General features: G+C 42.1%; 19 protein-coding genes. All 19 read right to left on the bottom strand.

The genetic code is table 11. The features are described from left to right. Nucleotides 1-15: 15 nt before the first annotated feature. The 19 genes from flhB to fliG all read right to left on the bottom strand — a co-directional run bounded on the left by flhB (nt 16) and on the right by fliG (nt 14,989). Nucleotides 16-1,119 (bottom strand): flagellar biosynthesis protein FlhB, encoded by a 1,104-nt coding sequence (gene flhB / locus ACZ42E_RS04515; RefSeq protein WP_464893257.1) that lies wholly within the window; start codon nt 1,117-1,119, stop codon nt 16-18. Between the two features lie 2 nt (nt 1,120-1,121). Then, complete coding sequence (gene fliR / locus ACZ42E_RS04510; RefSeq protein ID WP_464893256.1) at nt 1,122-1,886, bottom strand: flagellar biosynthetic protein FliR; 765 nt, start codon at nt 1,884-1,886, stop codon at nt 1,122-1,124. 15 nt (nt 1,887-1,901) lie between these two features. After that, complete coding sequence (fliQ, locus tag ACZ42E_RS04505; RefSeq protein WP_464893255.1) at nt 1,902-2,174, bottom strand: flagellar biosynthesis protein FliQ; 273 nt, start codon at nt 2,172-2,174, stop codon at nt 1,902-1,904. Between the two features lie 12 nt (nt 2,175-2,186). Further along, nucleotides 2,187-2,987: a flagellar type III secretion system pore protein FliP gene (gene fliP / locus ACZ42E_RS04500; RefSeq protein ID WP_464893254.1), complete on the bottom strand. Its 801-nt coding sequence runs from the start codon at nt 2,985-2,987 to the stop codon at nt 2,187-2,189. Further along, nucleotides 2,956-3,594, bottom strand: a complete 639-nt coding sequence (gene fliO, locus ACZ42E_RS04495) for a flagellar biosynthetic protein FliO (protein ID WP_464893477.1) — start codon at nt 3,592-3,594, stop codon at nt 2,956-2,958. The genes fliP and fliO overlap by 32 nt, the downstream gene beginning before the upstream one ends. 23 nt (nt 3,595-3,617) lie before the next feature. Further along, entirely contained in the window at nt 3,618-3,980 is a 363-nt protein-coding gene (locus ACZ42E_RS04490; protein ID WP_464893253.1) for a response regulator, read from the bottom strand. Between the two features lie 18 nt (nt 3,981-3,998). Further along, complete coding sequence (gene fliY / locus ACZ42E_RS04485; protein WP_464893252.1) at nt 3,999-5,201, bottom strand: flagellar motor switch phosphatase FliY; 1,203 nt, start codon at nt 5,199-5,201, stop codon at nt 3,999-4,001. Further along, the gene (fliM, locus tag ACZ42E_RS04480; protein ID WP_464893251.1) at nt 5,188-6,180 is read right to left on the bottom strand and encodes a flagellar motor switch protein FliM; all 993 of its coding nucleotides are present in this window, start codon (nt 6,178-6,180) and stop codon (nt 5,188-5,190) included. The genes fliY and fliM overlap by 14 nt, the downstream gene beginning before the upstream one ends. 26 nt (nt 6,181-6,206) lie before the next feature. Continuing rightward, complete coding sequence (locus ACZ42E_RS04475) at nt 6,207-6,683, bottom strand: flagellar basal body-associated FliL family protein (RefSeq protein ID WP_464893250.1); 477 nt, start codon at nt 6,681-6,683, stop codon at nt 6,207-6,209. Nucleotides 6,684-6,700: 17 nt separating this feature from the next. Further along, the gene (locus ACZ42E_RS04470; RefSeq protein ID WP_464893249.1) at nt 6,701-6,895 is read right to left on the bottom strand and encodes a flagellar FlbD family protein; all 195 of its coding nucleotides are present in this window, start codon (nt 6,893-6,895) and stop codon (nt 6,701-6,703) included. A gap of 60 nt (nt 6,896-6,955) precedes the next feature. Next, nucleotides 6,956-8,302, bottom strand: coding sequence for a flagellar hook protein FlgE (locus ACZ42E_RS04465; protein WP_464893248.1), 1,347 nt, complete (start codon nt 8,300-8,302; stop codon nt 6,956-6,958). 119 nt (nt 8,303-8,421) lie between these two features. Next, nucleotides 8,422-8,805, bottom strand: a complete 384-nt coding sequence (locus ACZ42E_RS04460) for a TIGR02530 family flagellar biosynthesis protein (protein ID WP_464893247.1) — start codon at nt 8,803-8,805, stop codon at nt 8,422-8,424. Further along, a complete protein-coding gene (locus tag ACZ42E_RS04455; protein ID WP_464893246.1) occupies nt 8,795-9,334 on the bottom strand; it encodes a flagellar hook capping FlgD N-terminal domain-containing protein in 540 nt (179 codons plus the stop codon). The genes ACZ42E_RS04460 and ACZ42E_RS04455 overlap by 11 nt, the downstream gene beginning before the upstream one ends. 19 nt (nt 9,335-9,353) lie before the next feature. Continuing rightward, the gene (locus tag ACZ42E_RS04450; RefSeq protein WP_464893245.1) at nt 9,354-10,703 is read right to left on the bottom strand and encodes a flagellar hook-length control protein FliK; all 1,350 of its coding nucleotides are present in this window, start codon (nt 10,701-10,703) and stop codon (nt 9,354-9,356) included. Nucleotides 10,704-10,779: 76 nt separating this feature from the next. Beyond that, nucleotides 10,780-11,355 carry a MotE family protein gene (locus ACZ42E_RS04445; protein WP_464893244.1) on the bottom strand — a complete coding sequence of 192 codons (576 nt, stop codon included), beginning with the start codon at nt 11,353-11,355 and terminating at the stop codon, nt 10,780-10,782. Between the two features lie 26 nt (nt 11,356-11,381). Further along, nucleotides 11,382-11,837, bottom strand: a complete 456-nt coding sequence (fliJ, locus tag ACZ42E_RS04440; RefSeq protein ID WP_464893243.1) for a flagellar export protein FliJ — start codon at nt 11,835-11,837, stop codon at nt 11,382-11,384. 12 nt (nt 11,838-11,849) lie between these two features. Continuing rightward, nucleotides 11,850-13,169 (bottom strand): flagellar protein export ATPase FliI, encoded by a 1,320-nt coding sequence (gene fliI, locus ACZ42E_RS04435; RefSeq protein WP_464893242.1) that lies wholly within the window; start codon nt 13,167-13,169, stop codon nt 11,850-11,852. 4 nt (nt 13,170-13,173) lie between these two features. Then, nucleotides 13,174-13,989, bottom strand: coding sequence for a FliH/SctL family protein (locus ACZ42E_RS04430; RefSeq protein WP_464893241.1), 816 nt, complete (start codon nt 13,987-13,989; stop codon nt 13,174-13,176). Next, on the bottom strand, nt 13,982-14,989 hold the full coding sequence (fliG, locus tag ACZ42E_RS04425) for a flagellar motor switch protein FliG (protein WP_464893240.1): 1,008 nt from the start codon (nt 14,987-14,989) through the stop codon (nt 13,982-13,984). Before fliG ends, ACZ42E_RS04430 begins: the two co-directional genes overlap by 8 nt.

The raw sequence follows: 14,989 nt of genomic DNA, 5'->3' as shown, positions 1-14,989 counted from the left end.
CTCCAAAATGCTATGCTATACAACCTTCTTCTGTTTATATACGAAAGCTAATATTTCCGCTACTGCCTGATACATTTCTTCCGGAATCTGTTCCCCTATATCCACAGTATAATAGAGAGTACGGGCCAGGGGAGGATTTTCCACGACTATGATATCATGCTGTCTGGCCACCTCTTTTATTTTTAAAGCTATAAAATCCTGACCTTTAGCTACCACCACAGGAGCATCCATCTTCTCTGCCTCATACTTTAAAACAACTGCAAAATGGGTAGGGTTAGTTATAACTACATCTGCTTTGGGCACTTCTGCCATCATTCTTCGCATAGCTGCTTCACGCTGAATCTGCCGCTGTCTGGACTTTATCTGGGGATCTCCTTCGGTTTCCTTGTATTCCTGTTTTATATCATATTTGCTCATCTTAAGGGATTTTTCATATTCATACCACTGATACAGGTAATCCAGTACTCCAATGATTATAAAAACTATCCCCACTTTGAGAGCAATTTCAAAAATTATGCTGCTCATGGCTTTTATACAGGCCACAAGCTCCATATCTATCATGTGGGCAAATATAAAAAAATCTTTTTTTATAACTGCATATACTATATATCCGGTAACCACAACTTTTAAAATAGATTTTACAAGCTCTACCAGAGCCCGCTTGGAAAAAATGCGCTTAAAGCCTTCTACTGGATTTAATCTTTCCAGCTTTGGAATAAGCGGCTCACCGCTCATTACAAAACCAACCTGCAAATAAGTAATCAAAAGGGCAGCCAAAAAAGTAGCCAGGAAAACAGGCCATATCATTTTTCCGGTAGCCCACAGAGTCTCTACCAAAAGCTGATGGGCATAAGGATTGGAAAACTCTTTTAAGCCTCTCTCCAATATAAAAACAGTCGCAAAAGCTTTAAAACTTTCCAGCATATAAGGAAAGGTTAAAAATACTGCTACAGTACCTACTACCAGTACCACAGCAGAGTTTAAATCATTGCTTTTAAAAACCTGGCCTTTTTTGCGGGCTTCTTCCCGCCGCCTGGGAGTAGCCTGTTCTGTCTTTTCTCCGGTATCTCCATCAGCAAAAAGCTGAAGGTTTATAAGCAATAACTCTTCTGACTTCATAACTATAACCCCATGGCCATAATAACATTATCCAGATATTCAAAAAACCTGGCAAAAAGTATCCCATAAACCCATATATAGAGAGGAAGCAAAACCAAAAGGGTAAATAATCCCAAAAGTATTTTCAAAGGCAAACCAACAATAAAAACATTCATCTGCGGTACCGTCCGAGCTATAAACCCCATAGCCACATCTGCGGTAAGCAGGGCAGCCAGAAAAGGCAAAGCAATCTTCACTCCGATAACGAACATATAAACACTTATTTCCAGCAGCAGATCCCACAAACCTCTATTAAAGTGAAAGCCAAGTACAGGAATTACCTTATAGCTTTGGGCTATCGCCTGTAACAGATAATGATGTCCATTAATGCCAAGATATATCAACAAAGCCAGCATCTGGGTCAAGTTTCCCATTAAGGGGATTTGGGTGCCTGTCTGAGGATCTACCACATTGACAATTCCAAATCCCATCTGCATATCCATAATCTGCCCCGCCAGCTGAATGGCGGCAAAAACTACATAGGCTACAAAGCCTACAGTAAAACCGACTGCCATTTCCACTATCAAGGCAGCAACAAAATAAGCCCCGTTAGGAATAGTAAAAGCATATTTTACAGGTATAAAATAAGCCATGGTAGCCGATAATACTACCAGCAGCAAAATCTTTACCCTACCTGGTATCTGGCGGCTGCTGAAAATGGGGGCTATCAGAAACAAACCAGACAGCCTTGCCAGTATCAACAAAAAGCTTTCTAAAGAAAAAGCCATAATAACTCCTGCCCATTAAAGAGAAATAAACTGGGGTATAGCTGCCCAAAGATTATGGGCAAAGCTGGTCAAAATATTGAGCATCCAGGGTCCAAATAAAACAATTACCAGCAGCACCACTATTATTTTGGGAACAAAAACCAATGTCATTTCCTGCATCTGGGTAGTAGCCTGCAGTATACTTATAATAAGGCCGGTTAAAAGAGCTGCTCCCAGTACAGGAGCTGAAACCAAAAGTACTGTCATAACTGCTTGATGAGCTATGCCTAAGACAATATCTTCGTACACCAGCAAGCCTCCTTATTTAAAACTCATGATAAGAGACTGAATAACCAGGTTCCAGCCGTCTACCAGCACAAAAAGCAATATCTTAAACGGAAGGGAAATCATCATAGGAGGCAGCATCATCATACCCATGGACATCAAGGCACTCGCCACCACCATATCAATTACCAGAAAAGGGACGAATATTATAAAACCTATCTGAAAAGCTGTCTTTAGCTCACTTATAACAAAAGCGGGTATAAGCACATAATTGGGTATATCATCAAAATTGCGCGGCCTTTTCATGCCGGACATTTTTACAAAAAGAGCCAGGTCTTTTTCCCTGGTCTGTTTAAGCATAAATTCCCGCAGAGGCTCCATCCCTTTCTTGAAGGCTTCTTCCTGATTTATTCTCCCCTGTAAGTAAGGATTTAAAGCCTGTTCGTTTACTTCCCTGAAAGTAGGAGCCATAACAAAAAAAGTCAAAAAAAGCGCAAGGCCAATTAACACCTGATTGGGCGGCATCTGCTGCGTAGCAAGCGATGTACGGACAAAAGACAAAACTACTATTATCCTGGTAAAAGAAGTCAGCAAAACTGCTATGGCGGGAGCTAGAGACAGTACCGTAATCAATATTATTATTTGCAAAACAGTAGATAAGTTCTGCGGATTATCAGTCCCCCCGCCGATCTGCAGATTAACCTCTGGAATGGTTAAAGGCTGTGCTGAAGCAGGAAAAGCAAAAAATAAAACTCCTCCCAGCGTTAAAAGGGAAACTGTCCAAACTACTTTATATTTCAATAATTTATTCATGGTTATCACTTCTTCTGTAAACATCTTCTACATCATTCTGGGCATATTGCTTGCTCAATTCCTGCATTTTTCTTATCTGTTCTCCCATTAAACTGGAAAAATTACTGGTTGCTGCCTTATCTTTTCGCCTCCTGTTAGCCAGACCATCTATTATAGATTTAATCTGCTGATAAATATTATTAGCATTATTGGCCAGCTGAATCTGGTAGTCCATCTGGCTAACTTCTTCGAGAAGCTTTTGATTATTCACCTCAAAAAGCAGATTTATGTTGTGGTCAGTTACGCCCAAAGCATAAAGCTTTTCGCCTATTTCACAGAGTATAATTCCTCTGTTTTGCCCCAGAACCACCTGGTCAACTACATTAATCCAGGTACCCTGGGTTCTTAAATTCATCTGGCGGTTAAAAAGCTGCAAAACTGCCCAGGCAGCCCCAATAATAAGCCCTAAAGCTACAATCAGTTTTAAAAAACTTAAAAACAAACTCGGGCTTTTAACCTGCATTTGATCTTGCTTATCCAGTTCCTGGTTCAGTTTTTCCATATCAGCAGCCAGAACATCAGCTGCCAGAACACAAACCAAAACCAGAACTCCTATTAAAACAAAATACTTCTTATATTTGGGGGATAACATTTTATTCACATCCAGGCATCAAATTAGTCAATAGCTTTGCTTACCGCTTCCAGTACTCTTTCAGGCTGGAACGGCTTAACTATAAAATCTCTTGCTCCTGCCTGAATGGCATCAATAACCATAGACTGCTGCCCCATCGCACTGCACATAATTATCTTGGCATTAGGATCAATAGCTTTTATAGCCTTCACTGCAGCTATGCCGTCCATTTCCGGCATGGTTATATCCATGGTAACCAGATCGGGTTTTAATTCCTGGTATTTTTCTACTGCTACCTGTCCATTTTCGGCTTCTCCAACTACTTCATAGCCATTTTTGGTTAAGATATCCTTAATCATCATCCTCATAAATGCTGCATCATCAACTATTAAAATTCTTTTACCCATGATTTTCCTCCCCATTTATTATTGTAATTTATTCATCCTGTCCATCGGACTTATTATAGTTGTAATTCTGATTCCATAATTTTCGTCTATAACTACTACCTCACCTTTGGCAACAAGCTTACCATTTACCAAAAGATCTACCGGTTCTCCCGCCATCTTATCCAGCTGGATTATAGAGCCCTGCCCCAGCTCTAATATTTCCCGGATAGTCTTTTTGGTTTTTCCGAGTTCCACAGTAACTTCCAAAGGTACATCCATAATCAGGCTTATATTGTTAGGCATCTGGCTGGTATAGTTTTCCCGCAGAGGAGCAAACTGCGCTGGTTGTACCACAACCCCCTCCCCTCTTTTTACCCCGGAAGGGATATCTCCTGCTGCATATAAAGGTTCATTCCAAACTTCCTGGCGCGGTGGCGGAGGCGGCGGTGAAGACAAGTTTGCTGCTATTGGTTCAGGTGCAATATAGCTTCCCTTAAGCATCTGATCCTGGGTTAAGGAAGAAACTGGTTCTTCCAATTCTAAAACAGCAGCAGCGGTAGACTCTTCAACTGTTCCTCCCATTAACATATTAACCATATTTTTAGCTGCTTCCAAAGGAATAATCTGGATAATTTCACTGTCCACCAGCTCTTCTATTTCCATTTTAAATTTAATAGCTACTACCTCTTTATAATCAGTCGAAAGTTCTAAATTTTCCTTGCCAAAATCCATAACCATAAGTTTGGGAGGTGCTATATCAATCCTGGTGTTGAACATAGATGACAGGCTGGTAGTTGCAGACCCCATCATCTGATTCATCGCTTCCCCTACTGCGCTAAGCCGCAGTTCATCAAGGCTGTGATCCGCTACCTGTCCTGTTCCTCCCATCATCAAATCTGCAATAACTGCAGCATCTTCCTGCTTTATAGTTAGTATATTGGTACCGCTTAAACCTTCAGTATATCTCACTTCTGCCACTACATAAGGCAGAGGATAATCAGACTGCAGTTTTTCCCGCGAAGTAATCATAACATTGGGTGTGGTTATGGAAACTCTCTTTCTAAGCAGCGTAGAAAGGGTAGTAGCTGCCGTTCCCATAGTTATATTCCCGATTTCACCTAAGGCATCTTTTTCAAAACTGCTGAGCTGGGAACTGGTATCCTGCCTCTCCCTATTTAAGTTTCCGCTCAACAGAGCATCTATTTCCTCCTGGGACAAAACCCCGTCATTATTCATCATCATTTCCCTCCTTTACCACCTGGGAAATCTGGACTGCATAACGATTGTTGTAGCTTCCCGGTTTGCCCAAAAACTTGGCACGCTGCCCGATCATCACTTCCAGATCATCATTTATGCTTCGTTCCAGTGGTATTACATCGCCGGGAGCAAGTTCTAAAAGATCCTTTACCGTAATAGTTGCCCTTCCTAAAACAACCCTGACTGCCACCTGGGTACGTTCCAGCTTGTTCTTTATAAGAGCCGTATTTTCCGGAGAAAATTTCTGACCTGAAGAAGCATAGTAATAATGGACGCTTAATTTATCAACTACCGGCTCTAACACCAGAAAAGGTATACATATATTTATAAGTCCTAAAACATCCGCCATCTTGGTTTCCAGGGACACTACCATTACTATTTCGCTGGGGGAAACCAGCTGGGTAAACTGGGGATTGGTTTCGATTCTCTCAATAGCAGGATCCATTTCAATTATACTGCTCCACGGCTCCTGCAGGTAATCAAGCATCTTCTGAGCCAATCTTTCCATTACTGTTTGCTCTATTTCCGTTAAAGGCCTGGTTTTTTCAGGAACTGTACCTGGCCCTCCCAGAAGCCGGTCCAAAAAAGCAAAACCAAGCTTCTGGTTTATCTCCATAATCGAACTGCCTTCCAGGGGATATAGAGAAAAAATGTTAAGTATGGTAGGATTGGGTATAGACCTCATAAATTCATCATAGGTAGTCTGTTCAACCGAAAGCAGTTCGATCTGCACAGGAGCCCTCAGCTGTGCGGACAAAAAAGTGCTCAAAGAGCGGGCATAGTTTTCATAAATAACCTGCAGGGTATGTATCTGATCCTTGGAAAACTTGTTGGGACGTCTGAAATCATAAACCCGCACTTTCTTCTTGCTTTCTTCTTTTTTTAACTCATCAGCATTTACCGCTCCACTGGTCAAAGCAGCTAAAAGCTGATCTATTTCACTCTGGGACAGGATTTCGCTCATGCCATTATCCCCTTCTTTAAAAACACTTACTGCATGATAAAACTCGTAAAATATACTTCTTTGATCATTTCCTGGCCTAATCTTTTATTAAGCTTATTCTTCATCTCGGTCTTCAATTCCTCCCTGTACCTTACATCCATATCAGCAGGTGTTTTGGAAGACAGGATATTAAGAATCGTATCCTTCATTATCGGCATATATTCTTTTAATTCTTCCTCTTTTTTCTTTTCTCCTGCCATTTCTACATATATCTCGACTTTTACAAAGCGGGAACCGCTCGGATCATTAAGGTTAGTAGTAAATTCTCCAATAGATACCACAGTTCCTGCTGATTTTTCTTTAGTCTCCTTTTTCTGTTCTTCCGGCATAAAAGGCGCCATCAAGCTTTTCAGCATAAAATAAGATGCTCCCATAGCCACCAGAAATATAACAAGTCCTACCAGAACTATCTTAAAATCAAAACCGGACTTTTCTTTAACTTCTGCATTTTTTTCGTCTGCCAACAATTTTCACCCCTTGTTTATTCCTTGAGATTCAAAAAAACCTCTTTTTTAAATTTTATAATCTCTTTTCTTATCTCTTCCATGGTTTCTTTTACCACAAATTTGCGTCCGGTAGTCAGGGTTATAACAGTATCCGGGGTTTCTTCCATAAATTCTATCAAATCAATATTAACTGCAATTTTGCCGCCATTAAGGCGGGTAAGATAAATCATCAAATCACCTCATAACAGGTGGCTCAAAGGGGGAATATCCCCCTTCAAGCTGTCCCCAGGTTAGCGCTTAAGGTTTACCAGTTCCTGCAGCATTTCATCAGAGGTAGTTATGATGCGGGAATTAGCCTGAAATCCTCTCTGGGTTACTATCATCTCCGTAAATTCCTCGGAAAGATCCACATTGGACATCTCCAGGCTGCCCGGAAGAATGCCTCCCATTCCCTGGTCTCCAGGGGCTCCCACCAGGGGATCACCAGAGTTGTTGGAAACCTGGAAAAGATTGCTTCCTGCCTGCAAAAGCCCTGCCGGGTTCTGGAAGTTAGCCAGGGCTACCCTGGCCAGGTTGCGGGTTTCTCCGTTGTCATAAACCCCGGAAATGGTGCCATCTATACCTATGGTAAAACTTACCAGGTTGCCCATGCTGTATCCATTCTGATGCTCTGCCCAGGCAGTCGACTTGCTCTCCCACTGGGTAAGCTGGCTGAAATCAACTTTAAAATTAATATTATTGGCTCCATTAGTCATGACCGCGGTTAAATTCTGTACCGGAGGATTGGGAGTTGTAATAATATTACCATTCTGATCAAACTTAATAACCCCGGTAATCTGCACGGTCTGCGTACCGCCACCTATACTGTTGCCTGCAGCTGGATTGGGAAATGCTGGATCAAAAGATACATCACAGTTCCAGTCACTAACTACATTGGGAGGGGTTCCAGTTACCCCCACTTTATAAAATCTAAAATAAATAGTATGCTTATTTCCCAGGGAATCATAAATCTCCTTGGAAGTAATAACCGTATTGTCTGAAGTAAATACTGGCGGACTTCCAGTTACCGTAGGTATATTGGAATTTAAATTCCCAGAAAACCTTACTTCTGTCGTCGCATTCGGCTCTATCGTCTTAAAAGAAGATATATCTATAGGCTGGGTAGCTTTGACAGTATCGATCACCCAGTTGCCGGTGGGAGTAAACTGGGTTTTATCCGCCATCCAGCCGTGTACCCGGTAGCCGTTGGAAGTATTAACCAGATTGCCCATCTTGTCAAAGTCAAAATTGCCGGCCCTGGTATAAAACAACTGTCCGCCATTATCCAGAATAAAGTAACCGTTTCCATCTACTGCCATATCAGTGATCTTGTTGGTGGTAGCAGCTGGAGCTGGGGTATGAATCTGGTCAATACTGCTAAGAGTCATCCCCAGCCCTACCCCCATGGGATTAGTTCCTCCACGGGCATCCGTAGGCCGGGAAGCTCCGCGTATAGTCTGATACAGGGTATCCTTGAAAACTACCCGGCTTTTCTTGTAGCCGGTAGTATTAACATTGGCAATATTGTTGCCTATTACATCCATACGGGTCTGGTGATTCTTAAGGCCAGAAACACCAGCATACATTGAGCGCATCATTGATTATATGACCTCCTTTAGAGCTTCTACCCTTTTTGATAAAAAATATAATGTTTTAAACTTACATGGGATGCTTCGGTCATTCCACATCCCGGGGCTTCCTCTAAAGAGGTCCAGCCCTAGATTATTACTGCACTGTCAATATTGGTAAAAACATTTTCTTTCAGGTTTTCCCCATTTACCGCGGTGATAACAGTGTTATTCTTCACACTGACAACCAAAGCCAGATCATTAATCAGGATCAGCGAATCCCTGGCTCCTTTGCTCCTGGCCTTGGCCACAGCATCCTCCAGCTTTTTCAGATCATCGGGACTTAATTTTATATTACGCGATTGCAGACGCTGCTGCGCATGGCTGGAAAACTTCAGGGGTTCGTTAAGCTTTTTCTCCAGTATCTGGCTGAAACTGCTCCCTTTAACTTCCGGTTTAGGAGCTAAACCCCCATTCTTTTTTGGAGTCAAAGGGGCTACAGGATGTCCGGTAAAAAATATTTTATTCTCCATTAGCCTCACCTTCTTCTAAGCTGCTGCCTTTAAATCCAGACATTTTTTCAAGGATTTCATTGAGTATGGGAATGGCCTCATCCTCATACTTTCCGAATTCCAGTATCTTTTCCGGCTCTACCAGTTTGCCACCTATGTGGTAATAAAATTTCCCATCTTTTATAAACAGGGAATCAATAACTCCTATCTTGACTTCCTGTCCCTTCTCATCTTCCTTATAAGCTACCTTTCTTCCTATCGCAGAACTCATCTGCTGCCATTTATAATAGCTTTCCAGCTGGCTGCCTATCTTTTCAAAACTGGTGTTCAAATTTTTCATCTGTTCCAGTTCGCTGAAAGTAGCCATCTGGGCTATAAATTCCTTGTCATTTACCGGTTCCAGCGGATTTTGATATCTAAGCTGGGTAAGCATAAGTTTCAAAAAATCATCTTTGCCTAAAATATTTTTATTTTTTGCTTCCTCTGTCTTGCCGGTTTGCTGTGCCTTTCCACTCCAGGGTACAAAAGTATAATTACTTACAGATGCCAAATTTTTCACCTCCCTTTCATTAAATCAGCCAGCTAATGGTGCTTCCTAATATGCCTTTTTCATAAACTTCCTTTTCCCCTGGAATATACGCATTTTCATTACCAGATAAAACCTGTCCAGTATCGGCTAAATCACGTCTAACGACAGCTGCTGAGAATTCTGGCTTTTGCCATAAAAATTGCCGGCTGTTTTCGGAGCCATCGAACATGCCGCCATTATTGAGCTGTACATTAACTTCGGTCTTTTCTACTTTAAGCCCTTGATTTTCCAGCGACTGTTTAAGATTAGCCATATTGCTTTCCAGCATCTGCTTTACCCGCAGGTTTTCTGCCAGAAACTTGGCAGTTACTGCTCCTTCTTCCACCACAATCTTAATTGTCATTTTACCTAGAAATTCAGGCTTCAGTTCTATCTTCATTTCTGACAGACCCTGTTTTACCAGCAGCTCCGCCTTTTTGACAATCTGGTCCACTACTTCTTTAGGATTTACAGGCACCTGCTTTTGAGTATTCAAAAGGAATACCGTCCTTTTAGCATCCAGCATTGGCCGATTATTTTCGCTGGCAAAAGGAATATCTTTCTTGTCAGTTAAAGATTCATCAAGCTTAATCTGACTTTTATCATCTTTTTCCATCTTTTTGCCAGCCATTTTCATCTGCTCAAACTGGATCAGTTCCCTGACATCCTTTTTAGGGGAGCTTTCTTTATCGGGAAATAAAATAACAGTTTTTTCCTGAATATTTTTTTCATCTGCAGTCTTCATATCCCTGCTGTCAGCCAATAAACCTGGTTTATCTTCCAGCAATTCCAGTTTAGACGGCAAAACCTTATCGTTTTTTTCCTGGCCATTTAATAAATCCTGCACTTTTTCCAGAACAGCATCTTTTAATTGGGCAGCCGTTTTGGCATCCAGAACTGCTTCTTCTGCCATTGCTGCAAGCTGGCTTTCCAATCTAACTGCCAGCTCACGCAGGGAGAGGTTTTCTTCCTCAGAAACAGCAGTAAAAGCCGGCATTTTTTCAGTAACATATGTTTCTATTCTGGCTAGAATATCCTGCGGTATTGCAAGCAGTTGCTGATTCAGAATACTGTCAATAATCTGCTTCCATAAAAAATCTGCCTCGGTACCGGAAAGGCTTATAACTTCTTCTGCTTCAATAGTTTCATCCTGACTGGCTAAAACAGCTTTCTCATCTGCCAGCCTTAGCTGCCTATCCCCACTACCAGAACGACCATCAGAAACTACATTTTCTTCCAAAATCCTGGCAAATCCTTTATCCTTAGCGTTGCTTGGCTTCTCGGCAGAGCAGGCAGGCTTAATGCAGGCTTTCATATCTCCCCGGCACGGTATTTTAAGTCCCTCAATCACCTTCTCACCTCCTTTCCGTAATTCATATATCCCCCTTGCTCCAGGAATAATTTTTTTATCATTAACCCCTGAAGGGTTACGGGCTTACCACCAGCATCTTTTTGGTAATATCTGCTGCTCTTTTCCTGTCCATATTTTGCATTATCTGAGCAGCAGTCTCATCATCCATCTGGGTTAAAATGCCTATTATATCTTTGTCCTCCAGCCTGCTCATTATATCTGCAGCTTCTTTTACCTTCATGGCCGCAAAATAATTGGCCATATCCTTGTAAACCGCTTCCTTACTTTCCCTGGCATTATCTGCTTTTTTTAGCTCATCATTCAATTTCAGAATCTCCTCATTCATCTGCAGGCTGGCTTCTTTTTCTTTTTCCAGCTCCTTCTTGAGCTTGTTATAATCGCTCTGCACCAGCTTAATTTCTTCATCTTTTTTCTTTATCACTTCTTTAAGCCTGTTATTTTCTTCCCTGAGCAGTTCAAGCTCACTCTTGGCTGTCTTCTTTTCGACTGCAACATACTTGCCCAGAACCGGCACCTTCTTTAAAGAAGAGGGCACCTTCACTATATCAAAAAATACCAACCCATACCCGGCACCTGCAATTATAACCAGAATTAAAATGACAACTGCTATTGTCTTTATTTTCTTTGCCATAGCCTCACTCCTGGTGATAACAAGTATTACTCATCTTTCTCTTTTTGCCTGCGAAAATATCTGTTGCCGGCCACTTCATCTATAAACTTCTGCTCTTCAAGATTTGTCTCATACAAATATTCCTCCCACGCTTTTTCCCTTAGCTTTTCCAGGGTTTTTACCTCTCTCCTTTTTCTCATCAGTTCCTGTCTTAACCTCTCCAATTCCTCCTGTGCCATGCTTAACCTTTGCCGGCATTTTTCAATATCCTCTTTTAAAACCGGCAGATAATCACTTATCAGCCTGGCAAAATATATATTGCTTTCCTGCCAAAATTTTCTGGCCATATTTTCGGCTTTTTCCAGATTACAGTAGAGGTTTATAAGTTCACTTTCTATCTCTTCTACCTCTTTTTCTTTCGTTTTTACTCTGGCTTTTGCCATTTCCTCTTCTCTTTTGCTTATATCAAGTTTAGTCTGTAATCTAAAAACAAAAGGCTTCACCTCTATGAATCACTATCCTTCAACTGTTTTCCTGAGTTCATCAAGAATCTGTTCAAAAACTGCCTCTTCATAAATATCCTGCCGGGCAAAATCCCAGCATCCTTCAATCAGTCTTATAGCTTCATCTATTTTAGGATTAGCCCCTTTCCGGTAAGCCCCAATCTCTATAAGATCCCTTGCTTCTTCATAAACAGCAAGTATGCTGCGGTACCGGTTGGCCAATTCCAGGTGCTCTTTGGAAACAATATCGATCATAACCCGGCTTATACTGTTATTTATGTCTATAGCTGGATACATATTCATGGCAGCCAGCTTGCGGCTTAAAACTATATGACCGTCCACTATCCCTCTTACCGCGTCAGTTATCGGTTCATTCATGTCATCCCCTTCTACCAGAACCGTATACATGCCGGTTATAGTCCCCTTCTCGGAATTTCCTGCCCTCTCCAGCAGCATGGGAAGCTGGGCAAAAACGGAAGGAGTATATCCTCTGGTAGCAGGAGGCTCTCCTACTGCCAATCCTACTTCACGCTGCGCCATCGCAAAGCGGGTAAGGGAATCCATAAGCAAAAGGACATCTTTGCCCTGATCTCGGAAATACTCAGCAATACTGGTAGCCACAAAAGCGCCTTTTAATCTTACCAAAGCTGGCTGATCAGAAGTTGCTACCACCACTACCGACTTTTTAAGCCCGTCTTCCCCCAGATCTCTTTCCAAAAAATCCCGCACTTCACGTCCACGTTCGCCAATTAAAGCTATAACATTTATATCAGCAGCAGTATTGCGGGCTATCATTCCCAGCAAGGTACTTTTGCCTACTCCGCTGCCGGCCATAATCCCTATCCTTTGTCCTTTGCCTATAGTTATTAAACCATCGATAGCTTTTACCCCTACAGGAAGGACTTCAGTAATCCTGCGGCGGCTTAGCGGATCCGGTGCCTTGTTCATAACCGGATAAAAAGCTTCCTTCTTTATACTTCCCTTGCCATCAATAGGTTCTCCCAGCCCATTCAAGACCCTTCCAACAAGATCAAAGCCAACCCCTACCTCCAGGGTTCTTCCAGTAGCAATCAGTTCACTTCCGGAACTTACCCCTTCCATGCTTCCCAGAGGCATGAGGATTATCTTATTTCCCTTAAAGCCTACCACTTCCGCAGGCAGCATTGCTTCCCGGGAACTTCTGGTCCTTATATAGCATAATTCGCCCAGTTTAACTTTAGGCCCGTAAGCTTCCAGGGTCAATCCTATCGCCTGTGATACCCTGCCTTTGAGCTTGTAAGCCTGTGTATTCTCAATAATTTTCAGATAATTGTCGACCTTAAAATCAAGCATAATATCATTCTCCGGTAAATTCATGCTCCAGGGCTTCTTCTATACTTAATATCCTGGTTTCCAGCTGAGCATCAACAATACCTTTATCACTTTCAATAACTGCTCCTCCAGGATTTATGCGAACATCTGATTTTAATTCCAGGCGGGAAACCTCATTTTCTATATCGTTTAAATCACCTTTTTCCCTTAACAAATTTAATATTTCAAAATCCTGCGGATTTACTCTAAGAGTTACATTTTCCGGCTGATCTATAAAGCTTATAGCTTCCCTTACTACCTCCAGAATACTTTCCGGATTGGACTTAAGTTCAGCCACGATAATTTTACGGGCAATAGCCATGGCCAGCCTCACAATATCTTTTTCCACTGAATGCAGTATGGCAAGCTTTAGCTGTCTGGCCTCTTCCACCATCTGACAGCTCTGTCTCTCTGCTTCTGCCAGATGCTCCCTCATTTCCTCCTCAGCTCTTTTTAATCCTTCTTCATATCCTTCCTTTTCTGCCTGTTTTCTTATCTCCTGAGCTTCTTCATAAACGCGAGCTCTTATATTGTCTGCCTCTTCTTCAGCTTCCGCAATAATGAGTTTGGCTTCCTCCTTAGCCTTGTTAAGGAGCTCAACCACCATCGCCTCTGTCTCTTTGATTATCTTTTCACTTTCATCCTTGAGCTGTTCAACACTTAATTTTTCCTGTTCTATTTCAGAAAAAGAGGTTGCCGTTTGGGCCTCTTTATCATTTAAGCTTTCCAAGTCAGGAAGGAAGGCTGCTTTAATAAGGCGAGGATTTGAGGTTATCTGAGAATTTTTTATTATCCTAGACAATTATTTCATCTCCTCCACCCCGTGCAATCACTATTTCTCCAGCTTCCTCCAGCCTTCTTATTACATTGACTATCCGCTGCTGTGCTTCCTCTACATCACGCAGCCTTACTGGTCCCATAAATTCTATATCTTCTTTCAGCATTTCCGCAGCACGGGAAGACATGTTGGAGAATATCTTCTGAGCCACTTCACTGCTCGCTCCCTTAAGGGCCAGAGCCAGATCCTGGCTTTCAACTTCGCGCAGTACCCTCTGTACGGAACGATTGTCAAGCATAACAATATCTTCGAATACAAACATAAGTTTCTTTATCTCTTCTGCCAGTTCGGGATCCTGCACTTCCAGAGCTTCCATAATCGTCTTTTCGGTTCCTCGATCTACCCGGTTTATAATTTCCACTACCGCTTTTACCCCTCCCGCACTGGTCATCTCCTGAGGAGCAATTGAAGAAAGCTTGCGTTCCAGAACCCTTTCCACTTCTTTTATAACTTCCGGTGAGGTAGTATCCATAAGGGCAATCCTTTTTGCTACATCTGCCTGCTGTTCAGGAGGAAGTGCTGATAAAACACTGGCAGCTTTCTCGGGATCTAAATAAGCCAGAATTAAAGCAATAGTCTGAGGATGCTCAGACTGAATAAAATTCAACAGCTGAGAAGGCTCAGTTTTGCGAACAAAATCAAAGGGTCTAACCTGCAGAGAAGCTGATATGCGGCTTATTATCTCCATGGTTTTTTCCGGTCCATAGGCCTTTTCCAGAACTTCCTTGGCATAAGCTATGCCTCCCTGGCCTATATACTGGCTGGCCAGACACATTTCATAAAATTCGCGATATATTTCATCCATTTTTTCCGGTGTTACCTGCCTTACACTGGCAATCTCCAGGGTAAGCTGCTCTACTTCTTCTTCCGTCATATGCTTAAAAATTTTGGCTGACTTTTCCGGCCCCAAAAAAATAAGCAAATTGGCTGCCTTTTGTTTGCCGCTCATACCCTTTTTCGGCAT

Source organism: Thermosyntropha tengcongensis (genome assembly GCF_055381335.1).
This window is presented reverse-complemented; position numbering and strand designations above follow the sequence as displayed.

Bases quoted from the DNA above. Each gene is read 5' to 3' on its own strand.
- fliP (WP_464893254.1), bottom strand. From the start codon at position 2,987: ATGTTTACAGAAGAAGTGATAACCATGAATAAATTATTGAAATATAAA.
- flhB (WP_464893257.1), bottom strand. From the start codon at position 1,119: ATGAAGTCAGAAGAGTTATTGCTTATAAACCTTCAGCTTTTTGCTGAT.
- ACZ42E_RS04445 (WP_464893244.1), bottom strand. From the start codon at position 11,355: ATGGCAAAGAAAATAAAGACAATAGCAGTTGTCATTTTAATTCTGGTT.
- ACZ42E_RS04465 (WP_464893248.1), bottom strand. From the start codon at position 8,302: ATGATGCGCTCAATGTATGCTGGTGTTTCTGGCCTTAAGAATCACCAG.
- ACZ42E_RS04470 (WP_464893249.1), bottom strand. From the start codon at position 6,895: ATGATTTATCTTACCCGCCTTAATGGCGGCAAAATTGCAGTTAATATT.
- fliY (WP_464893252.1), bottom strand. From the start codon at position 5,201: ATGATGATGAATAATGACGGGGTTTTGTCCCAGGAGGAAATAGATGCT.
- fliO (WP_464893477.1), bottom strand. From the start codon at position 3,594: ATGTTATCCCCCAAATATAAGAAGTATTTTGTTTTAATAGGAGTTCTG.
- ACZ42E_RS04460 (WP_464893247.1), bottom strand. From the start codon at position 8,805: ATGGAGAATAAAATATTTTTTACCGGACATCCTGTAGCCCCTTTGACT.
- fliG (WP_464893240.1), bottom strand. From the start codon at position 14,989: ATGCCGAAAAAGGGTATGAGCGGCAAACAAAAGGCAGCCAATTTGCTT.
- ACZ42E_RS04490 (WP_464893253.1), bottom strand. From the start codon at position 3,980: ATGGGTAAAAGAATTTTAATAGTTGATGATGCAGCATTTATGAGGATG.
- fliI (WP_464893242.1), bottom strand. From the start codon at position 13,169: ATGCTTGATTTTAAGGTCGACAATTATCTGAAAATTATTGAGAATACA.
- fliM (WP_464893251.1), bottom strand. From the start codon at position 6,180: ATGAGCGAAATCCTGTCCCAGAGTGAAATAGATCAGCTTTTAGCTGCT.
- fliR (WP_464893256.1), bottom strand. From the start codon at position 1,886: ATGGCTTTTTCTTTAGAAAGCTTTTTGTTGATACTGGCAAGGCTGTCT.